Raw genomic sequence first — 22,926 nt, forward strand, 5'->3', positions numbered from 1 at the left:
TTTAATAGTTCGTATTACCTGTATATCGAAACCAATTAAATATGTCATCACAAAAAACTTTAATAATTTAAAAAAGTTACTTTGTGAGCTTACTGCTACTATTTGGAGCATAAAAAAAGTGCCCTTATTTCTAAAGGCACTTTTTTCATTATAATTTTACTTAATTATTTTGCAATATTCACTGCTCTTGTTTCTCTAATCACAGTAACCTTAACCTGACCCGGATAAGTCATATCTGTTTGGATTTTTTGAGAAATCTCAAACGATAAACTTGCTGCTTTTTCGTCCGTTACCTTTTCACTCTCTACAATAACACGTAGTTCTCTACCTGCTTGTATTGCATAAGCTTTCTTTACGCCCGTAAACCCGAAAGCGACATCTTCTAAATCTTTAAGACGTTGTATATAAGAATCTAATACTTGGCGTCTTGCACCTGGTCTTGCTCCAGAAATAGCATCACATACCTGTATTATTGGCGACAATAAAGTCGTCATTTCTATTTCATCGTGGTGTGCTCCAATAGCATTACAAACTTCTGGTTTTTCACCATGTTTTTCTGCCCATTGCATTCCTAAAATAGCATGTGGAGTTTCTACATCTGTTTCAGAAGATGGCACTTTTCCTATATCGTGTAATAATCCTGCTCGTTTAGCTAACTTAGGGTTTAAACCTAATTCTGCAGCCATTACACCACAGAGTTTAGCAACTTCTCGAGAGTGTTGTAATAAGTTTTGTCCGTAAGACGAACGGTACTTCATACGACCTACCATCTTTATTAATTCTGGGTGTAAACCATGAATTCCTAAATCGATAACCGTACGTTTTCCAACTTCTATAATTTCTTGTTCTATTTGTTTTTCGGTCTTTTTTACAATTTCTTCAATTCTTGCAGGATGTATTCTTCCATCAGTCACCAACTTGTGCAACGATAAACGTGCTATTTCACGTCGTACAGAATCAAAACACGATAAGATAATGGCTTCTGGAGTATCATCTACAATAATTTCAACTCCTGTTGCAGCCTCAATTGCTCTAATATTTCTTCCTTCTCTACCAATAATTCTACCTTTAACATCATCAGACTCTATATTAAAGACAGAGACACAGTTATCTACAGCTTCCTCTGTTCCAATACGCTGAATTGTATTGATAATTATTTTCTTAGCCTCTTGCTGAGCTGTTAACTTAGCCTCTTCTACATGATCTTGTATAAAAGCCATGGCATCAGTTTTAGCCTCTTCTTTAAGCGATTCTATTAATTGCTCCTTAGCTTCTTCTGCAGATAATGAAGAAATAACTTCTAGTTGTTTTATTTGGTTTTTGTGAGCCTTATCAACTTCTTCTTGTTTCTTTTCTAAAAATTCTAATCTAAAATCGTAATCCTTGATTTTAGACTCTAAAGATTGATTCGTTTTTTTAGACTTAGAAAGTTCGTTAGATATTTGAGACTCTTTATCTCTAATTCTTTTTTCAGTTTCAGCCATTTTCTTATCACGAGATAGTATTACTTTTTCGTGCTCAGATTTAAGCTCAATAAATTTTTCTTTTGCCTGAAGCATTTTATCTTTTTTAATAGATTCTCCATCAGACTTTGCTTGCTTTAAAATAGATTTAGCTTCCATTTCTGCATTTGCAATTAGTTTAGAAGCTTTTCCTTTTTCTAAAGATTTTGCTATAATATATCCCAGTATTACTCCTAATACTACTCCGCCAACTATATATATAATTGTGTTAGTGTCCATTTTTCTTATTTAGTTTATTTAGATTGGTGGTTCTTTTTTAAATTTCTACCTAAAGTTGAAATATAAAAAAAGCCTATATCAGTTATCGGTTTTGTATAAACTCCTTAAAAACAAGTTTAGGGCTAACAAGCTGATCAAAAATCTGTCTAAGATACTGAAACGAGTTCAGCACTAACAGCACGATTTTACAACTTAAACTCACCCTTTTTAAAGAATTAATCGTTGAGTTTATCAAAAAATGTAACTAATATAGGCAGTAACCTTATTTTATTTTAAAGAACGTACGAGTTAAATATGTGCTTGTAAAAGTTCATTCAAAGCTTCTAACTTTTCTTGAACCTCTTCATTTACATACTCTTTATCTATTGATTTTTGCTCTACTTGAGCCGCAAATTGCAAGGCACACATGGCCAAAACATCTTGCTTATCTCTTACAGAGTAATTCTGCTCAAATTGTCCAATCATAGCCTCAATTTTCTTTGTGGCTTTTCGTAAACCTTCCTCTTGACTCGGGTTTATCGTTAACGGATAAACTCTATTTGCTATAGAAAGTTTAATTTTTAATTGTTCTGACATATCACGTCTAAATTTACAACTTTATTCTGAGAGTTGCCCTATACAATGGTCAATATCTCTTATAAGTGCATTTATTTTGAGCTTCGTTTCTCGTTTATTTTCGTCACTACCAAGCATTGAATTTGCCATTTTGAGTGTATCATGTTTTTCTATCCAACCAGCAATTTCTTCCTGCTGATCCAAAACCTTTTGTTGCTGCTGTTGTAATTGTTCTGAGAGCTTAGCGTTGGTCTGTTTTAAAACCTCTTGCTTGTGTAAAATCTTACTGATTTTATTCTCTAACGCGTCAACAATGTCTTCTATTTTACTCATTAAAGCAATTCAATACTATTGAAACAAAGTTAACATACCAAATGAAGAAATACAATTCTTTTACAATTATTTTTTATTTATATAACTTTAAAGGGTTTAAAGCGTTAAGAAAAATAATGCGCTTTTAACGTTTGATTATCGTTATCAAATTAATATTTTAGCAGTAATAGTACAACATATGAAACAATTTTTGATACTTTTTTTACTAACCTGCTCTGCTTATGGACAATCAGAATATCCTCAAGATTATTTTAGAAATCCACTAGATATTTCTTTGGTTCTTGCCGGAACATTTGCAGAATTAAGGTCAACTCATTTTCATGGTGGTTTAGATATTAAAACACAACAAAAAGAAGGCTTAAAAGTTTATACCGCTGCACAAGGTTACGTAAGCAGGATTAAAGTTTCGCATTTTGGCTACGGAAAAGCCTTATACATTACACATCCTAATGGGTATACAACCGTTTATGGGCATCTTAAAAAATTCTCAAAGCGTTTAGAAGACTATATTAAAGAATGCCAGTATGAAAAAGAGAGTTATGAGGTAGAAATGTTTCCAGGAGTCGAAGAAATCTTAGTAGAACCTAACGAAGTTATTGCTTATTCTGGTAATACAGGTAGTTCTGGCGGACCGCATTTACATTTCGAAATTAGAGATAATCAAGAACGCCCAATGAACCCTTTGCTTTTTGGATTGGAAGTAAAAGACTCAAAAGCACCTTATGTCACTGCTATTTTTGCATATCCTAAAGATGAAAACGCAACTATTAATGGTAAAAACGAAAGAACTGAACTACGATTAATCCCAAGAAAAACAGGAGATTATATGGTTGAAGAAATTAAAGCCCATGGAGCTATTGGTTTTGGTGTTACTTCTAATGACAAACAAGATTTAGCTCCAAATAAAAATGGCGTCAGTAATATCCAGTCATTCTTTAACGGTAATAAAAGTTTAGAAGTCGATTTTAAACGTTTTAGTTTTGATGAAACTAAACATATAAAAAGGTATGTAGATTACGAATACTACAAAAGTAAAAAATCTAAAATTCAGAAGTTATTCATTGAAAAAAATAACCCTTTAAGTCTTTTTAAAGACCCTTATGACAATGGTTATGTTATGATTAAAGACAGTACATCTTCTGTTTACAAAATAAGAATAAGAGATTATCATGATAATGAAACATGGGTAACAATACCAATAAAAGGAAAACTTGAAACCATAAAAAAGGATAGTATTGATAATGTCACTACAAAATCCTTAGTTTATAGCAATAAACCTACAACTCTAACCTCTGGATTTGTGACTGTTAATTTCTATGAAAACACATTATACGATGATACCTATATAGATTTTAAAGTAAGTTCTGACACCCTTTTCTTAGGTGAAGACCGCATTCCTATGCAAAAGAACTTTTATATCAATTACGATTTAAGCAACTATAAAAGTGAACATCAAGAAAAATTATTTATTGCTAGGTTTTATGGCAATTATTGGAAACCTTATTACGTTACTAGCTCACGTAAAGGCAATGTGTTAACGGCTAAAACTAAAGCATTAGGAACTTTTGCTTTAGCAACTGATCTTACACCACCAACCATAAAACCTATTAATTTTCAGGATAAAAAATGGATAAGTAAATACCGTTATCTTAAAGTTAAGATTGAAGACGACCTTTCTGGCATCAGTAAATACAGAGCTACAGTTAATGGAAAGTGGATTTTAATGGAGTATGATTATAAAACGAATACCTTAACACACGATTTTAATGATAATATCGTTAAGGATACTAAGAATGAATTAAAAATAATTGTGACGGATAATGTTGGAAATAGTTCTACATTTGAAGCAACATTTTTTAGAAAATAGAAAAAGACCATAGACCGCTTCGCTTTTAGAACCTAAAACAAAGACTATTAAAGTTCAAGATCTAAAACTTGGCATATAAAACTAAATTATTTGAAACGCTTATATTTCTCAGTCCTACTCAGCTTACTCTTTAGTTTGCTATCCTTTTCTCAATCTGCCATTATTAGAGGTGTTATTTTAGATGAAGCTCAAAACCCAATAGAAGGGGTTAATATAAAAACAAATACAGGCGAAGGTACTGCCACAAACAGTAACGGATTTTACGAACTTAAAATTCCTTATGGAGTTGAAATAACTGTTGAGTTTACCCATGTTTCACACAAACGTATAGAACAAAAGTTTAATTTAAAAAACGGCCAGGAAATAGAATACAACCCTGTAATGTTAATTGAATTTGAACAAATTGCTACTGTTGTTATTAATACAAATACCAGACAATCTGTTGATGGAGTCACCTCTATTTCTCCACAAATGATAAGAACTATAAAAGGTGCACAACCAGGTGTTGAAAATATTTTAAAAACCTTACCTGGCGTTAATATCTCTAATGAATTAAGTACACAATACTCTGTAAGAGGTGGAAACTTTGATGAAAACCTTGTTTACGTCAATGAGATTGAAGTGTATAGACCTTTTTTAATTCGCTCTGGAAATCAAGAAGGTTTAAGTTTTGTAAATACCGATTTGGTTCAGAATGTCGATTTTTCAGCTGGAGGTTTTCAAGCCAAATACGGTGATAAATTATCCTCTGTTTTAGATATTACATACCGAAATCCGGTAGATTTTGGAATAAGAGCAGATTTAAGTTTACTAGGCGGAAGTATCGCTGCAGAAACCGTTTCCAAAGACGGAAAATTTTCTGGTATTGCAGGAGTTAGATATAGAGACAACAGTTTATTATTAAATAGTTTAGAAACCGAAGGCAATGTTGAACCTGTTTTTGCTGACGCACAAACCTACTTAACATATCGTTTTTCAAGTAAATTTCATCTAAATTTTCTAGGAAACATATCTTTAAACAAATACAATTTTCAACCAGAAAATAGACAAACCAATTTTGGTACCTTAGAAGACCCTGTGGCACTATTAGTGGTTTATGAGGGACAAGAAAAAGACAAATACCAAACTTATTTTGGAGCCTTTAAAGCCAATTATTTTGTTAATGATGATTTAACTCTTAAACTCATTGCTTCAGCCTACCATACTACAGAACAAGAATACTTTGATATATTAGCCCAATACCGTTTAGGTGAAGTAAATACAAATATAGGAGATGAGAATTTAGGTGAAGTAGAATTTAGTGAAGGTATTGGCTCGCAATTAACACATGCACGTAATGATTTAGATGCTCTAATCTTTAATGCAGAACACAGGGGAGATTACAAAATTGATGACGAAAGTACTGTAGAATGGTCTGTAAAATACACTCACGAAGATATTAGAGACCGCTTAGTCGAATATGAAGTTATTGATTCTGCAGGTTTTTCAATTAGACCTCCTCGTTTTAGCCAACCTAACCCACAACCTTACACCCCGTTTACAGGACCATTAACGGCTTTTGAAAACATAAAATCTTTAAATTTTGTAAAAATAAATAGACTACAATCTTTTGTACAATACAGCAAACAAACCGACTGGAATGGACACGAGATATTTTACAACGCAGGTGTAAGAACACACAGCTGGTCTGTTAGTGGTGATGGTATTTCTGATAATAAAACTCAAACTGTTATTAGTCCAAGAGCTCAGTTTGCCATTAAACCAAATTGGGAAAAAGACATGCTTTTTAGAGTTGCAGGTGGCCTGTATTATCAACCTCCGTTTTACAGAGAGTTAAGAGATTCTTCAGGTACAGTACAACCTAACGTTAAAGCACAACAATCGTTTCATGTTGTTGTAAGTAATGAATACAGCTTTCAACTATGGGAAAGACCATTTAAACTGGTTAGTGAAGCTTATTTTAAAGGGATGACAGATGTTAATCCTTATACCTTAGAAAACGTTAGAATACGCTACAGTGCGGACAATAATGCTAAGGCCTATGCTTATGGACTAGATTTACGACTTAATGGTGAGTTTGTACCTGGAACGGAATCTTGGTTTAGTTTTGGTTATTTAAAAACAGAAGAGAACATAGACAATCGAGGGTATATTGCAAGACCAACCGATCAACGTTTAAAATTTGGGGCTTTATTTCAAGACTATGTACCTAATATGCCTGATTTAAAAATGTACTTAAATCTCGTTTACAATACCGGAGTTCCTGGTGGTTCGCCTAGTTATGCAGATCCATATATTTATCAAATACGCTTAAAAGATTATAGACGTGCAGATTTAGGCATCTCATTTGAAGTTGTAAATCCAGAAAAAACATATAATGCTAAATGGAAAAAATCGTTTAGAGAATTAGCTATTGGATTTGAAATCTACAATATGTTTAATAATCAAAACTCTATTACCAATACATGGGTTAGAGACGTTTATTCTAAGGCACAATATGCTATTCCAAATTATTTAACACCTCGCGTTTTTAATTTGAGATTATCCGCTCGTTTTTAGATTAAATCTAATTTTTACAGTCTATCTATACCTTTTTTTAGTGGAACAACCGATATTTTCGATATTAAGCACTTATATCATGCTTTAATTTATTAAATTTGTAACTATCTAATTGGCTTTAGGTTACCCTACTAAACTTCAGCATAAATTTTTAAGACATGAAATTTCCTTTCTTAGCATGTATTTTGCTATGCTCTAGTGTAGCTTTTGCTCAATTAACAGTAACAAACAATTCTTATGTTTTTGTTGATGGCGATGGGTTTACAGCCGCTCCAGATATAGCTCCTTTATACGTTACAAATGCCGTGAACTTAACAGGAACTAATAGTCATATCTATTTAAGAAACGAAGCACAATTAATTCAAGATTTTGGAGCTGCTACAAGTACAAATTCTGGAACAGGACAATTAAGCGTTTATCAAACAGGTACTGTAAATCAATGGGCTTATAACTATTGGTGCTCTCCTGTTGGTAATAATTCTGCAGCAACTGGAAATGAAAATGCACGTGTCAATTTAATTGATGATGCTACAGGATTAACATCTAGCACAGATGCTGCATTTACTACGGCTTTTAATGGGAGTTCAAGTCCTTTAACAATTTCTGATCGTTGGCTATGGACCTACCAAACATCCGATCAATATCTTGATTGGGTTTATGTAGGTGCTGCCGGAAATATTAGACCAGGACTTGGCTTTACAATGAAAGGAAACGGAGTTGGTCTAACAGGTAGCCAAGTATATGATTTTAGAGGCAAACCTAATAACGGCACCATTACTAACGATGTGGCTAACGGCTTAAATACTTTAATTGGTAATCCATATCCAAGTGCAATGGATACTGTCGAGTTTATTCACGATCCTCAAAACCAAGCAACAATTACAGGCACCCTACTTTTTTGGGAACAAGATGGTTCTGTAAATTCACATGTTTTACAAGATTATAGAGGAGGTTACTATTCGTTCACTATTGACGCCTCAGGAACAGTAATTACGGATACTCCTGCTCAATTTATGACTTACGACGAACAAGACAACACCTTTCCTTTAGCGATACCAACTAATGGTTCTAAATCTGCTGGTAGATATATTCCAATAGGACAAGGCTTTATGGTTGAAGGCATTGCTGGTACACCAGGAACTCCAGCTACTGTTTACACTAAAAACTCCCATCGTGTATTTGCCAAAGAATCTGATGGTAACAGTTATTTCTTTAGAAGCAGTACTGACAATGGCGATAACACTGCTGAAACTACAGGCATTCAATATCAAGAGAATGGACTTTCTATTGTGCCTAATGATTTTAAACGTTTTAGAATCAATGTAGATTTCACTGTTGAAGAAGCACAATATACCAGACAATTGGTTTTAAATTTTCATGAATCTGCCACTGCTGGTTTTGATTATGGTTTAGAATTAATTCATTCTGAACCTACTCCTTCAGATGCTTATTTCTTATTGGATGACAAAATATACAATGGACAAGCTTTTCCTTTTGAAGAAACACTCATCATCCCTTTAACTATAGATATTGAGCAACAACAGCCTTTACGTTTTAGAATTTTTGATATTCAGAATTTTGATGACTCTCAAGGTATCTATATTCACGATTTAGAGAATGACACTTATGTTAATTTGAGAAATTTAGATTACGAACTCAATATTGAACCAGGAAACTACACAAATCGTTTTGAAATTGTATTTACACCTGAAGATGGCTCTCTTGGTATTGATGAGCTTGACTTAGCCTCTTTAAAAATACAGCAAAATAATAAAGTTCATGAACTTTCCGTGCATAACCCAAATGGTTTAGACATTAAAACTATTGAAATTTTTGACGTTGCTGGTAAACGTATTTTACAAGCTAATTTTGATGCTATAAAAAACAAATACGATTTATCTACATTACGTTTGAGTGATGGGTTTTACGTGGTAAATGTTGCTACTAATTCAAATACAAAAGCCAAGTCTCAAAAAATTATTGTTAAGAACTAACAAATTCCTTTAAAACAGTAACCACATAATCCAATTCTTCTTTAGTGTTATATATACTGAAGGAGAAACGGACTGATGGTTGTTTCAATTTCTCATCATTTAATATTTCTGTTAACACATGCGATTGTTGGTTACTTCCACTTTGACAAGCGCTACCCTTAGAACAAGCAATTCCTTTTAAATCGAGTTGAAATTGTAACATTGGTGCTTTTTGTGGTGCAATTGGCAAACAAACATTCACTAATGTATAAGTACTCTTCATTTCTTCTTCATCACAACTTCCATTAAAACTAGCGCTTGGTAAATGTGCTTTTATTTGCTGAATGAAATAACGCTTTAATGCAGAAACGTATTTTTTATCTTCTTCTAAATTGGCATAAGCAATTTTAAGTGCCTCATCCATACCAACTATATTATGTATCGATTCAGTACCAGCTCTATAGCCTCTCTCCTGTTCTCCACCAAAAATCAAAGGTTTTAATCCCGATTCTTTTCTCACAAAACAAAACCCCACTCCTTTTGGCCCATGAAACTTATGTGCACTTGCCGCTAAAAAATCAATTGAAATAGTCTGTAAATCTATTTTATAATGTCCAACAGACTGCACAGTATCTGTATGAAATAAGGCGTCATAGGTTTTACAAAGATTTGCAACACGCTCAATATCTAAAATATTACCAATTTCATTATTTATATGCATTAAGCTAACTACAGTCTTGTTTCCAGACTGTAACAATGTTTCTAAATGAGCATAATTTATAACACCACAATCATCTAAATCTACAAAGCTTAATGTTACATCATATTCTTTCTGTAACTGTTCTGCTGTATGCAAAACAGCATGATGCTCAATTTTAGAAAGAATAATTTCTGTAACTCCTAAATCTCTCACTGCACTTCGCAGTGCTAAATTATCGGCTTCAGTACCTCCAGAAGTAAAAATAATTTCTGAAGCTGACACATTAAAATAGGAGGCTATATTTTTTCGACACTGTTCCAAAAGTGCTTTAGACGAGCGACCAAAACTATGCGTGGACGATGCATTTCCGTAACTTTCTCGCATTACTTGCATCATTCGCTCTATAACTTTTGGCCGTATAGCTGTTGTCGCTGCGTTGTCTAAATATACTTGCTTCATATTGCAAAAATATCGTAAATAAAATTATTTAGTTAATGGAGCGTTATAATTTTACAAATCGTTTATTTTTGTTCAAAATTGAGTCTATGATACGTCGTTTTTTTATCTGTTTTATTTTAGTGTTTATAGTCGCTTGTGATGATGGCGATATTTTAACTGTTGATTTAGATTTTGAAGGAAACTTAGAACGTTGTGATAATTTTGAAGAGTACCATTTAATATATGATACACGAGAAGATCCAAGTGAATCTCTCATCTTAATTTTACCTAAAAACAACGCCAACAACGCTCTTTTTACAACTCCTACACCTGTAGGCGAACCCGTAACTATAGATATTAGTTCTACTAATGCTAGATTTTTATTTAGAACTTACAATAGAAACCTGAGTGATAGTGAATTATGTGATATTGTACCGCCCTATGATTTATCAATTGCGGATAATTATGAAGCATTTGATGGCCAAATTCAAATTACAGTAACTGTTGTAGATGATGATAATGATGGAGTACCTGCCGAATTTGAAGGTTTAGCCGGAGAGCCATACGAAGATGGTATTTATTGGGATTCTTTAGACACTGACCAAGATGGGCTTCCAGATTATATAGATAAAGACGATGACAATGACAACGTACTAACTATAGATGAAATTGATAATACAGATGGTGATGATGACCCAACCACTAACCCTCTAAATACAGATGCAGATTTAGTAGTAGGTGGAGATGAGCTACCTGACTATTTAGATTCCGACGATGATGGTGATAATATCCCCACTTATTTAGAAGATGTAGATGGAGATCAAAACCCAAGAGATCTCTCTAACTACGTTGTTGATGAGTTTGGATCAGACATTTTTCGTTATTTATATAATCACGAAGATTATTTAGACACCTATCCAGATCCAGGAAAAAGAGTTACAACATATACCAGAACGGTAACAACAAGCATTACAATAGTAGGTATTGATTTAGAAATTCTAAGAACAACAATTATTGATTTTGGTACTTTAACAACGACCTTAGAAGTAACACCAAGTATCTTTTTAGATTAAGGTGCTATATTCTGAAAAATTCTAACTTCTGTAGCTCCTAACCCGTAGGTTTTATAATCTGCATCATAATATTTAACATTATTATAGCGACCAAAAAGCGTTTCTAACTCTTGTCGTAACACGCCTTCTCCTACTCCATGTATAAATACAATTTTAGGAATACGCTTTCGCATGGCAAATTCTAATTGTCCTCTAGCTGTATCTAATTGAAGATTTAGCATGTCATAATTAGACATACCTTTTGATGATTTTGTTAAATGGTGAATATGCAAATCTACTTCAAATTTTGGAGCATGCCGTTCTTTCGGTTTTACCGTTGGTGCAGACTTTCGTTTTCTAGATGCTTTTTCTTTTTTTACAGCTTCAATATCCGTGTTGTAAACGGCATTTTCTAGACTATTACCAGAAGCCATTAACATGAGTTCTTGAGCTTCAAACTGAAAGTCGAAACCATGAACGTCTTCAACAAAAATCATGTCTCCTGAAATTTTCGTAATAACTCCAGAAATAGCATCATCAATAGTTTCTACGGTATCACCTATTTTAAATTTCATCTTCCTTTTCGCTTTTAATAAAAGATTCCTCAGGCTTATCGTGCTTACTTGGAATATTTCTAGAAGTTCTATAAATACCAAATACTAATAACACAATGCCTCCTATTAAGATATAACTATTTTGTTCCTGTTGTGCTTGTGCATAAAAAGCGATTAAGCCACCAACAACGATACAAATAAAATTTATGGTCCTAGAAATATTCATAACTAATAAATTATTAAACGCAAAAGTAAGGTTTAGAAAAATATTTACGGCAATAGCAAATGAATTTTAAAATGAGGTATAAATTATTTATCAAATTCTTAATTTAGCGGCATGCTAATACTTGCAAAAGGACTTGAGGATTATATGTTACCATGCCTAAACAAACAACTTTTAGGCTTTGACTGTATGGGTTGTGGGCTTCAACGCTCTGTAGCCTTAATACTTAATGGTCAATTAATAGATGCCTTTTTTATGTATCCTGCAATCTATACTTTAATTGCCTTCTTTGGATTTTTAATTGTAAACAGTTTTAAAAATTTTAAGCATGGCAATAAAATTATTATTATATTGGCTTTAGCTAATGTATTAATCATAGTTATTAGTTACCTAATCAAACTTTACTTAAAATAAATCAAACAAAAATTATGGAACAACAAAAACTAAACCCAGCTATTGTTTATGTATTAGCTATTATTGGATTACTATGCTGCTGCTTTGGCGGTCTTGGTGTATTACTTTCAGCACCTGCTTTTTTTATTGCACAAAGTGGCTTAAAGAAAGCCAGTCTTAATCCTGAAAACTACGATCAAGGAAGTGTAAAAGCAATGAATACAGCTAAAATTGTAGCATTAATAATTTTAATTATAAATGTGGTTTACTTGCTAATGACTATTTACAGAATATACACTGTTGGTTGGGACGAAATAATGTTACAGTCACAAGAAATGATGGAACAAATCCAACAAAATCAATAGTACTTTAATAAAAAATAAAAAAGCGATTTTCTTAATTGAAAATCGCTTTTTTTTATGTCTATGCTGAAATTATTACTAAGATTCAAACTCTTTTAAAGTCTTAATGATAATAGACACACAATCTAGTAATTGTTCTTTTGTCATTACTAAAGGTGGTGCAAAACGAATAATATTACCATGTGTTGGTTTTGCTAACAAGCCATTGTCTCTTAATTTTAAACAAATATTCCAAGCAGTATCACTGTCTTCTGTATCGTTTATTAAAATAGCATTCAATAACCCCTTACCTCTTACAGAATTAACAATAGAACTTGTTTCAATAAATTTAGATAATTCACTTCTAAATAAGTCTCCTAATTCTTGAGCATTGTTTGCTAAATTTTCATCCTTAACAACTTCTAAAGCCGCAATAGCCACTGCCGCAGCAATTGGATTTCCTCCAAACGTACTTCCGTGATTTCCTGGCTTTATAACATTCATAATGTTATCATTTGCCAATATAGCAGACACAGGATATGCACCACCTGATAAGGCTTTTCCTAAGATTAGAATATCTGGCTTAACGTTTTCATGGTCTACAGCTAACATCTTTCCAGTTCTAGCAATACCTGTTTGTACTTCGTCTGCGATAAATAAAACATTATGAGCTTCACATATCGCTTTTGCTTTTGCTAAATACCCTTCACTTGGCACATAAACTCCTGCTTCACCTTGAATTGGTTCTACTAAAAAGCCAGCAACATTAGGATTGTTTTTTAACGTATCTTCTAAAGCTTCTAAATTGTTGTACTCAATTTTTATAAAACCATTCGTATAAGGTCCAAAGTTTTTACGTGCTATAGGATCGTTACTAAACGAAATGATTGTTGTTGTTCTTCCGTGGAAGTTGTTTTCACACACAACAATCTCAGCTTCATTTTCATCAATTCCTTTAACTTCATAAGCCCATTTTCTACAAAGTTTTAAAGCTGTTTCTACAGCTTCGGCACCTGTATTCATTGGTAAAAGCTTATCGAAATTAAATGTTTCGGAAGCGTATTTTTCATATTTCCCTAACATATCATTATAAAATGCTCTTGATGTTAAGGTTAGTGTTTGTGCTTGCTTAGTCATAGCAGCAACAATTTTAGGATGACAATGCCCTTGATTTACGGCAGAGTAAGCAGACAAAAAATCGTAATATTGTTTACCTTCTACATCCCATACATGTACACCTTCTCCTCTACTCAATACTACAGGTAGTGGATGGTAATTGTGCGCACCATATTTGTTTTCTAAATCTATCGCTTCTTGCGATGTTAATTGGTCTATAACAGCCATTTTAAAAATAATTTAATAAATGAATAAAATATCCATTCCTTCATCACCTTTATTCTTTCAAACGTATTGAAAAAGCAGCGTGGGAGAGAAATCATCCCTAAGAACGTGCAAATTAATAAATATTCTTTTCGATTTAAAACTTACTCAGCTATTTTTCCTGACAATGCTAAAACTTGAAGCTCGAGCGTCCCAATAAACCCTTTTGGTTTAGAGAACTGAAATTTAATATCATCAAAATCATTCATCTCAATAATAGTATATCTAATATGACCATGACCGCCTTTACTTCCAACTTGCAATCCATTCTTGAATTTTATGGCTGGCCAGTTTTCAGAAGGCCAAACTAAATCTTCAGAAGACGCTAATGTTTTAAATAATTGAGACACCTTTTCTTTAGGCTGATGGATTATTCTGGTATGCCTATTTTTCACTCTCATACTTTAAAGACGACAGAATTATAAAAAGGTTCATTTTATTTTGAAATTCTTTTTAAAGTTAATCTAAATTATACAGACCTAATTCAGTCCAACTATTTATAAAATAAGAATATCTTTGCACTCAAATTATTATAAAATGCCAAAGAGAGAACGGAATAAATTTGTAAAGCGCGGACAAATCATTGAGATTTTAATTGAAGATTACGCTTTTGGTGGCAAAGGTATTGGTCGTATTAGAAATGAACATGGAGAATTTGTTGTTTTTGTTCCTAATACATTACCTGGTCAGTTGGTAAAAGGACAGGTAAAAAAGACGAGTAAAAAGTATGCCGAATGTAAACTTTTTGAAGTCTTAAAACCATCGGAAGATGAAATAGATATGCCTTACCAAAGCATTCCTGGTGCTCCTTATATTAATTTACCTATTGAAAAGCAGCACGACTATAAAAAGCAAAGTACTTTAGAATTATTTAAGCGCATTGGTAAAGTTGCTGATATTGAAGCTAAGTTTGACGAGTTTGTAAGCTCCCCAAACACATTTCATTATAGAAATAAAATGGAATATGGTTTTTCTGCTATTGGTTATAATCACGAATTAAAAACCGATGTCGATGAATTTACATTAGGATTCAAAAAACGTGGTACATGGTGGTGTGGTGATGATCTTAAAAAAGATTCTGGTTTATTTGATGCTGAATTTGAAAACCGCCTAAAAGACATTAAAGCCTATTGCGTAGACACAGGATTAGCCCCTTGGCATCCTCCCAAAAGAGAAGGCTTTTTTAGGTATTTTGTCGTTAGAAAATCTTTTAAAACCAATCAATTACTTTTTAATTTAGTTACAACGTCTTACGATTTACCAGAGTTTGATTTAGATAAATTCGCGAATTATTTAGTCGAATTATTTGGCGACCGTGTTGCTGGTTTATTACATACCATTAACGACGAAACTGGAGATCGAACAATTGCTACAACCGGAAGTATTTCTCTAGTGTATGGTGATGATAAAATTGTTGAAGAATTATTAGGCTTAAATTTTGAAATCAGCATGAAAAGCTTTTTTCAAACCAACCCTAAATGTGCTGAAAAGTTATACTCTAAAGTGGTCGATTATGCTTTAGAAAATAAAGACGCCATTGACAATACGGTGGTCTTAGATTTATTCTGTGGTACAGGAACTATTGGTCAAATTATAGCTAACAAATCTGATAACACTAAAATTGTTGGAGTGGATATTGTGGCTGCTGCTATTGAAGACGCTAAAGAAAATGCCAAACGAAATAATATTGAAGGTTTAAAATTCTTTGCTGCAGACGTTGGTAAATTTTTAACAGAACATCCTGAATACACTAATAAAATTAGAACGATTATTCTAGATCCTGCGAGAGCCGGAATTGCACCAAAAACTCTTAAAAAAATAATAAACCTAAATGCAGAACGTTTGGTTTATGTATCTTGTAATCCGGCAACACAAGCCAGAGACACAGAACAATTAATGGAGTCTGGTTACACCATTAAAAAATTAAGTTTGGTAGATCAGTTTCCGCATACAGCACATATAGAAACGGTTGTTTTGTTTGAAAAAGGTTAACTTTTTGACTTGTTCCTGATAGTGATTACACCTTCGTAAGAAGCCAAATTGAAAAAATAACTTATATGCTATATGCATTTCGCAATTATTAAATAAACGAATCAACACGATTCTATGAAAAGATTATTTCAAAAAAAATATATCATCCCATTTGTACTTAGTTTAATAGTTATAACGACTTTACAAAACTGTGAACGCGATGATATTTGTGCTGCCACAACTTCCACAACTCCGCGATTAGTTATAGAATTTTATGATATAGATAATCCTGAGAGTTTAAAAAATGTCCCTAGACTTACAGTTTATGGAGAAGGTCAAATATTAAATGAGGATGGCCAAATTATAGAACCCATAGAAGCCTCTGATAAAATTATAGAAGATTACGTTAATGAGAGTTCTTATGTCTTTAATGTAAATACAAATAAAATTGGGCTACCTTTAAAAATAGATGACGGTCTAAATAACGAAACTATTACCACACGATATATACTTGAAAAAGACACTAACCAACGTATAGATGCTACTGGAGAATCTAACACAGACATTTTAGAAATCACCTATAAAACTGAATTTGTATATGTTTCTAGAGCTTGTGGTTACAAAAGTATCTTTACAGAATTAAGCGTTACTAGAGACACTGATAGTGAGCCATGGATTGCCAATATAGAAATAGAAGAAACCATAGAATTAACTGTAGAAAATGAAAATACAACACATGTTCGCATCTATCATTAGAAGCGTTATTATCTTGCTGTTGTTATCTACAATAGCAATTGCGCAAGAAAAGAAAAAAACAATTAACGATACTTTAATTTACAAGCAAAAGTATGGCCTTAGACTTGGCGCAGATATAAGCAAGCTAGCGCGTTCTTTTATTGATGACAATTATACCGGTTTTGAAATTACAGGAGATTATCGCCTCACCAAGCGCATTTACATTGCTGGGGAAATTGGTAACGAAGAACGTACACTCGAAAATGATTTTATGAACACCACTACAAAAGGGAGTTATTTTAAAGGTGGAGTTGATATCAATTTCTACAAAAATTGGCTTGACATGGAAAACATGATTTATTCTGGTTTCCGTATTGGTGCGAGTACTTTTAGCAGTACTTTAAACAATTATACAATTTACGATCCTAACAACCAGTATTGGGAACAACAATATTATGTAGAAGAAGGAGAAGAATTTAAAAGCTTAACCGCACTGTGGGCAGAACTTCAAATTGGATTAAAGGCGGAATTATTTAACAACTTTTTTGCAGGTGTTAACATTCAACTTAAGTTCTTAATTTCTGAAACTGAGCCTGACAATTACGAAAATCTTTATATCCCTGGTTACAACAGAACTTTTGACAGTAGCAAATTTGGAGGCGGCTTTGGGTTTAACTTATCTTATTTAGTTCCTATTTTTAAGAAGGATAAAATTGTGATTCAAGAAAAAGAAATTGAAGAGTAGCTGTTAGAAAAATAAAAGAATTTTACCCTATCTACAATTCGGTAAAAATCCCTATCTTTTCTTTATCAAATTCTTTCATATGGATAAAGAAGCTATTGCAGATTTAATTGAAGCTAAATATTCCGAATTAATCACTTGGCTCGAAAACCAACCAAATGACTCTTGGACTCAAGGGCCAGAAGGGAAATGGACCACAGGGCAGCATGCCCTTCACTTATTACAAAGCATAATCCCATTAAACAATGCTCTAAGTATGCCTAAATACTTACTGCGTTTTAAATATGGAAAAGCCAATAGACCTGTAAGACCATATGCCGCTATAGTAAAACGTTATCAAGAACGCTTATCAGAAGCTAAAGGCAAAACAAATAAAAGTTCTAAGAACCTAAAAACACCTACTTTGGCAGATAAGCAATATCTTTTAAACCGCATACAAACTGAAGAAAAGAAATTACAATATAAAACAAGACGCATAAGCGACAAAAACTTAGATACCGTTGTTTTACCACATCCTTTAATGGGAAAAATGCCTGTTCGAGAAATTATAATGTGGACTGCTCATCATGTTGAGCATCATACCAACACACTAAAGCAAATAATAGCAATATCATACGTAGCTCATAATAATTTTTATCTCAAAATATAATCTTTGTAACGTGTCGTATGTATAACAACCAATCATTCAAGTTCAGTTCTAAATTTATAACACAACGCAATCAAATTGATTTTAATATAAAAAACACCATCCTTAGGGTTAACTTTAAGATTATTAAAATAAAAAAAAAGATTATACATTTTTTTTATTGATAATTTAAACTACATTTGAACTGCTTAAATCGACATTTCGTCGAAAAAAAAACAAGCATACTAACCAAATTTTTAAACCTACTTTATGAAACCAACCAAATTGGCTAACGCATACCCTTTGCGTTTAAATCCTAGATCCCTTTTACTTTTAGGAGTCCTTATTTCAAGCTTCAATTATATGGAAGCTCAAGAAACCGTAGTTGCTGCAGGTGGCGATATCACAGACACAGGCGGCAGTGTTAACTACTCCGTCGGACAAGTTGTTCAGAATACCTTAACAGATGGAGATACCTCTGCTGTACAAGGTATTCAGTTCTATTTTGAAGACCAAACTCTCACAGTAGTTGATATAAAAACTAATTTAGAAATCACAACTTCCCCTAATCCGACATCATCAAAACTAAACATTACTATAGATGATTTTAAACCCAATACACTTACTTATAAATTGTATAATGTATTAGGTCAATTGGTAATCAATGGAAAAGTTACTACTAAAACTACCACAATTAATGTTGATCAATTAGAAATAGCAACTTATTTACTTCAAATTGAAAACACTACAAATCAGACATCCCAAATCTTTAAAATAATTAAAAACTAACCGAAATGAAAAAAATTACTTTAATTCTTATTTTTATCGCCACTTCATTAACTGTTATGGCACAAGCGCCAGATAAAATTAGTTATCAAGCGATAGTAAGAAACAGTAGTGACCAAATATTAGCCAATCAGAGCGTAGGCATTCAAATTAGCCTTTTAGAAGGATCTACTAGTGGCAATGCTATATATGTTGAAACACAAAACCCTACGACAAACAATAACGGTCTGTTGTCTATTGAGATAGGTACCGGCACTAATACCACTGGTATTTTTAGTGACATTGATTGGGGAAACAATTTATATTTTATTAAAACTGAAATTGATCCAACAGGAGGAACGAACTATACTATAACAGGAATTAGTCAATTAATGAGTGTTCCATATGCCTTGTACGCAAAAACGTCTGGTAGTTCTATTCCTGGCCCTATAGGTGAAACTGGTGCTACAGGACCTCAAGGACCAACTGGACCTGCTGGACCTACTGGTGAAACTGGCGCTACAGGACCTCAAGGACCAATAGGACCGGCTGGACCTACTGGTGAAACTGGTGCTACAGGACCTGAGGGACCAATAGGACCGGCTGGACCTACAGGTGAAACTGGTGCTACAGGACCTGAGGGACCAATCGGACCAGCTGGACCTACTGGTGAAACTGGCGCTACAGGACCTCAAGGACCAATAGGACCTGCTGGACCTACAGGTGAAACTGGTGCTACAGGACCTGAGGGACCAATCGGACCTGCTGGACCTACTGGTGAAACTGGCGCTACAGGACCTCAAGGACCAATAGGACCTGTTGGTGCAACTGGAGCTACAGGACCTGCGGGACCAATGGGACCTGCTGGACCTGCAGGAGCAGATGGCGCTGATGGTGGAAATTACACCGTTACTGTAGTAAGTTCTAATACAACTATCACTACAGAAAGTCAAATTATTATAAGCTCTGGTACAATGACATTAGCTTTACCAGCAACTCCTCAAGAAGGTCAAATAGTATATATTTATCACGAAGGAGGCACTTCCTTAAATGCAAATGGTAACAACTTAAAAGCTGGTGGTTCTTTAGTTTCAACTCCTATAGTCTTAAGTGGTGGGTCTGCAGTACAACTTATTTATGTAAGCGGTACATGGTATGCACTATAAATAATAACTTCTATAAATAAAAAAGAGGTGTATAAATAATTTATACACCTCTTTTTTGTTCTAAAAAAGCTTTTGTTTTTGAATTACTTTAAATAAGCTAAAACATTAGCTTCTATTCTGTTTTGAATATCACTAACATCTCCTTTTACAAACGTATCACCTGTAATATTCTCATACAACTCAATATAACGTTCGCTTACAGACTGAATATACGCATCAGTCATTACAGGAACAGTTTGCCCTTCTAAGCCTTGAAAATCGTTAGCAATTAACCATTGTCTCACAAATTCTTTAGATAATTGCTTCTGTGCTTCACCTTTATCTTGACGCTCTTGATAACCATCTGCATAAAAATAACGTGAAGAATCTGGTGTATGAATTTCATCTATCAATACAATTTTTCCGTCTTTAGTTTTTCCAAATTCGTATTTGGTATCCACTAAAATTAATCCACGATTTGCAGCAATTTCTGTTCCACGTTGAAATAATTTTCTTGTATAATCTTCAAGAACAATATAATCCACTTCAGAAACAATGCCTTTTTTCAAAATATCTTCTCTGGATATATCCTCATCATGGTCACCCATTTCAGCTTTTGTTGCAGGTGTAATAATCGCTTCAGGAAATTTATCATTTTCCTTCATGCCTTCTGGCATTTCAACTCCGCATAACATTCGCTTTCCTGCTTTATATTCTCTAGCGGCATGACCAGACATATATCCACGGATTACCATTTCTACCTTAAAAGGCTCACATAAATGACCAACAGCCACATTAGGATCTGGTGTAGCCAACAACCAATTAGGGACTAAATCTTCAGTCTCCTTCATCATTTTAGTCGCAATCTGATTTAAGATTTGGCCTTTGTAAGGAATCCCTTTAGGCATCACCACATCAAAAGCACTAAGACGATCTGTGGCAACCATAACCAATTGTTCATCATTAATATTATAAACTTCTCTTACTTTTCCTTTATAAACACTTTTCTGATTCGGAAAGTTGAAATTGGTATCTACTATGGTGTTCATTTAATCATCATTTAGTTGTGAGCTACAAATGTAATTTCTTTACTTGGGTCAAACAATAAACTCCATAAAAAAAGGAGAAATAAACTTTCTCCTCTTTAATTTAACTTTTATGTGGTTTATCTTATTTAAACCTAATATTATAAGTTGCTCCAATTCCTACAGCTTGGATATCTATATCGTTTTCTGCAAATGTATTTTGATAATAAGCGTAAAAATTCCAATCGCGATTATGGTAACCTATTTGTGGATTTACATAAAGTCCACCTTCATTGTCATCTACTCCGGTTAAAAAACCATAGCCTAAATCGGTGCCAAAAAACAAGCCATCAGGCGTAAAATAATAACGAATAAATCCTGCAAGTGGAACGATTCCGAAATCATCATTCTCATCTTTTCCAAAATAATTAGTGTAACCAGAAGCTAATCCAATTCCTAAATTAGGATTAAATAAGTATTGTCCTCTCAAATCTACACCTAAAGCAAACGATGACGCTTCATCTGCATCACCTACTGGTATGCCGGCAGTTAAACCTGCTTTAAGCCAAGAATTGTCTGCATTTAAATCGATGTCTTCTTCTTGAGCAAATAATGGACTTAATCCTAATGTAATTCCGATAATTAAAAATACTTTCTTCATGTTGTTGTAAGTTTTTATTATACCGCAAATTTAAACTAGGTTAACCGCTAAATATTTATATGATTTCTACTAAATTTTATACAATTAAAAGCTAAAAACACATAATAACCTCACTTACAACACCTTAATACACTACTCTCTATTTTCAATACTTTTATAAGCTGCAATCACCTTCTTAACCAGCTTATGGCGAATCACATCTTTATCGTCTAAATAAATCATACCAATACCTTCAACATTTTTCAACACTAAAAGGGCTTCTTTTAGTCCAGAGATGGTACGACGTGGTAAATCTACTTGTCCAGGATCACCTGTAAGTAAAAACTTGGCGTTCTTGCCCATTCTGGTTAAGAACATTTTCATTTGGGCATGTGTGGTATTTTGGCCTTCATCTAAAATAACAAAGGCATTATCTAGAGTTCGCCCTCTCATAAAGGCTAAAGGTGCAATTTGTATCACGCCTTTTTCTACATAGCTCTCTAATTTTTCTGCTGGAATCATATCGCGCAAAGCATCATACAACGGTTGCATATACGGATCTAACTTTTCCTTTAAATCGCCAGGTAAAAACCCTAAGTTTTCACCAGCTTCAACAGCAGGACGTGTTAAGATAATACGTTTAACTTCTTTTCTTTTTAACGCTTGTACAGCCAAAGCAACTCCTGTATAAGTTTTACCAGTTCCCGCAGGTCCAATAGCAAAAACCATATCATTTTTTCGCATACTTTCTACCAACTTACGCTGATTTGCTGTTTGTGCTTTAATGAGCTTTCCTCCTACACCATGCACTATAACCTCATCGCTTCTAGTTGATGTTGTATAGTCATCACTACTTTGACTTGTAAGCACGCGCTCTATAACGTTTTCATCGAGCTTGTTATACTTTCCAAAATGTTTCATTAACATGGTCATTCTACGATCAAACTCTTCGAGTAAATCTTCATCTCCGTAGGCCTTTAATTTGTTACCTCTAGCAACTATTTTAAGTTTAGGAAAGTACTTTTTAAGAAGTTCAATGTTAGCATTTTGCGCTCCGAAGAATTCTTTTGGAGATATTTCTTCGAGTTCTAGGATCAGTTCATTCAAAAGCGAGCTATATTTAGTGTGTTAATCTGTTTTCTTTTCTTAATTTTGTAATTCTTGTGTA

Annotated in this window: 23 protein-coding genes and 1 other RNA gene; 12 read left to right on the forward strand and 12 right to left on the reverse strand. The window is 33.5% G+C overall.

Annotated features, from left to right (window positions below):
• Positions 1 to 164 precede the first annotated feature (164 nt).
• The 4 genes from rny to VDP25_RS02780 form a co-directional block, all read right to left on the reverse strand.
• Positions 165 to 1,742, reverse strand: a complete 1,578-nt coding sequence (gene rny, locus VDP25_RS02765; protein WP_334466566.1) for a ribonuclease Y — start codon at positions 1,740 to 1,742, stop codon at positions 165 to 167.
• A 97-nt stretch (positions 1,743 to 1,839) separates the two neighbouring features.
• Positions 1,840 to 1,970, reverse strand: a non-coding RNA gene (gene ssrS / locus VDP25_RS02770) — 6S RNA.
• A gap of 60 nt (positions 1,971 to 2,030) precedes the next feature.
• A complete protein-coding gene (locus VDP25_RS02775) occupies positions 2,031 to 2,318 on the reverse strand; it encodes a cell division protein ZapA (RefSeq protein ID WP_178987955.1) in 288 nt (95 codons plus the stop codon).
• A 21-nt stretch (positions 2,319 to 2,339) separates the two neighbouring features.
• Positions 2,340 to 2,630 carry a hypothetical protein gene (locus tag VDP25_RS02780; RefSeq protein ID WP_215926017.1) on the reverse strand — a complete coding sequence of 97 codons (291 nt, stop codon included), beginning with the start codon at positions 2,628 to 2,630 and terminating at the stop codon, positions 2,340 to 2,342.
• A 178-nt stretch (positions 2,631 to 2,808) separates the two neighbouring features.
• Here VDP25_RS02780 and VDP25_RS02785 point away from each other — a divergent pair, with 178 nt between their 5' ends.
• The 3 genes from VDP25_RS02785 to VDP25_RS02795 all read left to right on the forward strand — a co-directional run bounded on the left by VDP25_RS02785 (position 2,809) and on the right by VDP25_RS02795 (position 9,050).
• Entirely contained in the window at positions 2,809 to 4,497 is a 1,689-nt protein-coding gene (locus VDP25_RS02785) for a M23 family metallopeptidase (protein WP_334466573.1), read from the forward strand.
• A gap of 90 nt (positions 4,498 to 4,587) precedes the next feature.
• The gene (locus VDP25_RS02790) at positions 4,588 to 7,056 is read left to right on the forward strand and encodes a TonB-dependent receptor (protein ID WP_334466576.1); all 2,469 of its coding nucleotides are present in this window, start codon (positions 4,588 to 4,590) and stop codon (positions 7,054 to 7,056) included.
• A gap of 158 nt (positions 7,057 to 7,214) precedes the next feature.
• Positions 7,215 to 9,050, forward strand: coding sequence for a T9SS type A sorting domain-containing protein (locus tag VDP25_RS02795; protein ID WP_334466578.1), 1,836 nt, complete (start codon positions 7,215 to 7,217; stop codon positions 9,048 to 9,050).
• Here VDP25_RS02795 and VDP25_RS02800 read toward each other — a convergent pair.
• Entirely contained in the window at positions 9,040 to 10,188 is a 1,149-nt protein-coding gene (locus VDP25_RS02800; RefSeq protein WP_334466579.1) for a cysteine desulfurase family protein, read from the reverse strand. The two genes, VDP25_RS02795 and VDP25_RS02800, sit on opposite strands and share 11 nt — an antisense overlap.
• A gap of 86 nt (positions 10,189 to 10,274) precedes the next feature.
• Between VDP25_RS02800 and VDP25_RS02805 the strand changes: the two genes are divergently transcribed.
• The gene (locus tag VDP25_RS02805; RefSeq protein ID WP_334466582.1) at positions 10,275 to 11,240 is read left to right on the forward strand and encodes a hypothetical protein; all 966 of its coding nucleotides are present in this window, start codon (positions 10,275 to 10,277) and stop codon (positions 11,238 to 11,240) included.
• On the opposite strand, the gene VDP25_RS02810 is transcribed toward VDP25_RS02805, so the two are convergent.
• Positions 11,237 to 11,794, reverse strand: coding sequence for a Smr/MutS family protein (locus tag VDP25_RS02810; protein ID WP_334466584.1), 558 nt, complete (start codon positions 11,792 to 11,794; stop codon positions 11,237 to 11,239). The two genes, VDP25_RS02805 and VDP25_RS02810, sit on opposite strands and share 4 nt — an antisense overlap.
• The gene (locus tag VDP25_RS02815) at positions 11,784 to 11,999 is read right to left on the reverse strand and encodes a hypothetical protein (RefSeq protein WP_215926032.1); all 216 of its coding nucleotides are present in this window, start codon (positions 11,997 to 11,999) and stop codon (positions 11,784 to 11,786) included. Before VDP25_RS02815 ends, VDP25_RS02810 begins: the two co-directional genes overlap by 11 nt.
• Positions 12,000 to 12,110: 111 nt before the next feature.
• On the opposite strand from VDP25_RS02815, the gene VDP25_RS02820 reads away from it, so the two are divergent.
• Entirely contained in the window at positions 12,111 to 12,410 is a 300-nt protein-coding gene (locus tag VDP25_RS02820; RefSeq protein ID WP_334466587.1) for a DUF2752 domain-containing protein, read from the forward strand.
• Between the two features lie 14 nt (positions 12,411 to 12,424).
• Entirely contained in the window at positions 12,425 to 12,754 is a 330-nt protein-coding gene (locus VDP25_RS02825) for a CCC motif membrane protein (protein WP_215926036.1), read from the forward strand.
• Positions 12,755 to 12,829: 75 nt separating this feature from the next.
• Here the strand turns inward: VDP25_RS02825 and rocD are convergent, their stop codons facing one another.
• Positions 12,830 to 14,074 (reverse strand): ornithine--oxo-acid transaminase, encoded by a 1,245-nt coding sequence (rocD, locus tag VDP25_RS02830; RefSeq protein WP_334466590.1) that lies wholly within the window; start codon positions 14,072 to 14,074, stop codon positions 12,830 to 12,832.
• A gap of 140 nt (positions 14,075 to 14,214) precedes the next feature.
• Positions 14,215 to 14,511 carry a hypothetical protein gene (locus VDP25_RS02835; protein ID WP_334466592.1) on the reverse strand — a complete coding sequence of 99 codons (297 nt, stop codon included), beginning with the start codon at positions 14,509 to 14,511 and terminating at the stop codon, positions 14,215 to 14,217.
• A 136-nt stretch (positions 14,512 to 14,647) separates the two neighbouring features.
• Between VDP25_RS02835 and rlmD the strand changes: the two genes are divergently transcribed.
• The 6 genes from rlmD to VDP25_RS02865 all read left to right on the forward strand — a co-directional run bounded on the left by rlmD (position 14,648) and on the right by VDP25_RS02865 (position 20,114).
• Positions 14,648 to 16,102: a 23S rRNA (uracil(1939)-C(5))-methyltransferase RlmD gene (gene rlmD / locus VDP25_RS02840; protein WP_334466594.1), complete on the forward strand. Its 1,455-nt coding sequence runs from the start codon at positions 14,648 to 14,650 to the stop codon at positions 16,100 to 16,102.
• Positions 16,103 to 16,216: 114 nt separating this feature from the next.
• Positions 16,217 to 16,837 carry a DUF6452 family protein gene (locus VDP25_RS02845; RefSeq protein ID WP_334466597.1) on the forward strand — a complete coding sequence of 207 codons (621 nt, stop codon included), beginning with the start codon at positions 16,217 to 16,219 and terminating at the stop codon, positions 16,835 to 16,837.
• Complete coding sequence (locus VDP25_RS02850; protein WP_334466599.1) at positions 16,803 to 17,561, forward strand: DUF6048 family protein; 759 nt, start codon at positions 16,803 to 16,805, stop codon at positions 17,559 to 17,561. Before VDP25_RS02845 ends, VDP25_RS02850 begins: the two co-directional genes overlap by 35 nt.
• 79 nt (positions 17,562 to 17,640) lie before the next feature.
• On the forward strand, positions 17,641 to 18,207 hold the full coding sequence (locus VDP25_RS02855; RefSeq protein ID WP_334466601.1) for a DinB family protein: 567 nt from the start codon (positions 17,641 to 17,643) through the stop codon (positions 18,205 to 18,207).
• A 246-nt stretch (positions 18,208 to 18,453) separates the two neighbouring features.
• On the forward strand, positions 18,454 to 18,972 hold the full coding sequence (locus VDP25_RS02860; protein ID WP_334466602.1) for a T9SS type A sorting domain-containing protein: 519 nt from the start codon (positions 18,454 to 18,456) through the stop codon (positions 18,970 to 18,972).
• A gap of 5 nt (positions 18,973 to 18,977) precedes the next feature.
• Positions 18,978 to 20,114 (forward strand): hypothetical protein, encoded by a 1,137-nt coding sequence (locus tag VDP25_RS02865; protein WP_334466605.1) that lies wholly within the window; start codon positions 18,978 to 18,980, stop codon positions 20,112 to 20,114.
• Between the two features lie 83 nt (positions 20,115 to 20,197).
• On the opposite strand, the gene VDP25_RS02870 is transcribed toward VDP25_RS02865, so the two are convergent.
• The 3 genes from VDP25_RS02870 to VDP25_RS02880 form a co-directional block, all read right to left on the reverse strand.
• Positions 20,198 to 21,142 carry a phosphoribosylaminoimidazolesuccinocarboxamide synthase gene (locus VDP25_RS02870; RefSeq protein WP_334466608.1) on the reverse strand — a complete coding sequence of 315 codons (945 nt, stop codon included), beginning with the start codon at positions 21,140 to 21,142 and terminating at the stop codon, positions 20,198 to 20,200.
• A gap of 121 nt (positions 21,143 to 21,263) precedes the next feature.
• On the reverse strand, positions 21,264 to 21,779 hold the full coding sequence (locus tag VDP25_RS02875; protein WP_334466610.1) for a hypothetical protein: 516 nt from the start codon (positions 21,777 to 21,779) through the stop codon (positions 21,264 to 21,266).
• Between the two features lie 132 nt (positions 21,780 to 21,911).
• Positions 21,912 to 22,865 (reverse strand): PhoH family protein, encoded by a 954-nt coding sequence (locus tag VDP25_RS02880; RefSeq protein ID WP_334466615.1) that lies wholly within the window; start codon positions 22,863 to 22,865, stop codon positions 21,912 to 21,914.
• Positions 22,866 to 22,926 lie beyond the last annotated feature (61 nt).

It is taken from the genome of Winogradskyella sp. ECml5-4, assembly GCF_036903175.1.
Lineage (GTDB): Bacteria > Bacteroidota > Bacteroidia > Flavobacteriales > Flavobacteriaceae > Winogradskyella > Winogradskyella damuponensis.

What these genes read in the sequence shown, in the direction of transcription:
- rny (WP_334466566.1), bottom strand. Translation starts at nt 1,742, where the DNA reads ATGGACACTAACACAATTATATATATAGTTGGCGGAGTAGTATTAGGA.
- VDP25_RS02775 (WP_178987955.1), bottom strand. Translation starts at nt 2,318, where the DNA reads ATGTCAGAACAATTAAAAATTAAACTTTCTATAGCAAATAGAGTTTAT.
- VDP25_RS02780 (WP_215926017.1), bottom strand. Translation starts at nt 2,630, where the DNA reads ATGAGTAAAATAGAAGACATTGTTGACGCGTTAGAGAATAAAATCAGT.
- VDP25_RS02785 (WP_334466573.1), top strand. Translation starts at nt 2,809, where the DNA reads ATGAAACAATTTTTGATACTTTTTTTACTAACCTGCTCTGCTTATGGA.
- VDP25_RS02795 (WP_334466578.1), top strand. Translation starts at nt 7,215, where the DNA reads ATGAAATTTCCTTTCTTAGCATGTATTTTGCTATGCTCTAGTGTAGCT.
- VDP25_RS02800 (WP_334466579.1), bottom strand. Translation starts at nt 10,188, where the DNA reads ATGAAGCAAGTATATTTAGACAACGCAGCGACAACAGCTATACGGCCA.
- VDP25_RS02805 (WP_334466582.1), top strand. Translation starts at nt 10,275, where the DNA reads ATGATACGTCGTTTTTTTATCTGTTTTATTTTAGTGTTTATAGTCGCT.
- VDP25_RS02810 (WP_334466584.1), bottom strand. Translation starts at nt 11,794, where the DNA reads ATGAAATTTAAAATAGGTGATACCGTAGAAACTATTGATGATGCTATT.
- VDP25_RS02815 (WP_215926032.1), bottom strand. Translation starts at nt 11,999, where the DNA reads ATGAATATTTCTAGGACCATAAATTTTATTTGTATCGTTGTTGGTGGC.
- VDP25_RS02820 (WP_334466587.1), top strand. Translation starts at nt 12,111, where the DNA reads ATGCTAATACTTGCAAAAGGACTTGAGGATTATATGTTACCATGCCTA.
- VDP25_RS02825 (WP_215926036.1), top strand. Translation starts at nt 12,425, where the DNA reads ATGGAACAACAAAAACTAAACCCAGCTATTGTTTATGTATTAGCTATT.
- rocD (WP_334466590.1), bottom strand. Translation starts at nt 14,074, where the DNA reads ATGGCTGTTATAGACCAATTAACATCGCAAGAAGCGATAGATTTAGAA.
- VDP25_RS02835 (WP_334466592.1), bottom strand. Translation starts at nt 14,511, where the DNA reads ATGAGAGTGAAAAATAGGCATACCAGAATAATCCATCAGCCTAAAGAA.
- rlmD (WP_334466594.1), top strand. Translation starts at nt 14,648, where the DNA reads ATGCCAAAGAGAGAACGGAATAAATTTGTAAAGCGCGGACAAATCATT.
- VDP25_RS02845 (WP_334466597.1), top strand. Translation starts at nt 16,217, where the DNA reads ATGAAAAGATTATTTCAAAAAAAATATATCATCCCATTTGTACTTAGT.
- VDP25_RS02850 (WP_334466599.1), top strand. Translation starts at nt 16,803, where the DNA reads ATGAAAATACAACACATGTTCGCATCTATCATTAGAAGCGTTATTATC.
- VDP25_RS02855 (WP_334466601.1), top strand. Translation starts at nt 17,641, where the DNA reads ATGGATAAAGAAGCTATTGCAGATTTAATTGAAGCTAAATATTCCGAA.
- VDP25_RS02860 (WP_334466602.1), top strand. Translation starts at nt 18,454, where the DNA reads ATGAAACCAACCAAATTGGCTAACGCATACCCTTTGCGTTTAAATCCT.
- VDP25_RS02865 (WP_334466605.1), top strand. Translation starts at nt 18,978, where the DNA reads ATGAAAAAAATTACTTTAATTCTTATTTTTATCGCCACTTCATTAACT.
- VDP25_RS02870 (WP_334466608.1), bottom strand. Translation starts at nt 21,142, where the DNA reads ATGAACACCATAGTAGATACCAATTTCAACTTTCCGAATCAGAAAAGT.
- VDP25_RS02875 (WP_334466610.1), bottom strand. Translation starts at nt 21,779, where the DNA reads ATGAAGAAAGTATTTTTAATTATCGGAATTACATTAGGATTAAGTCCA.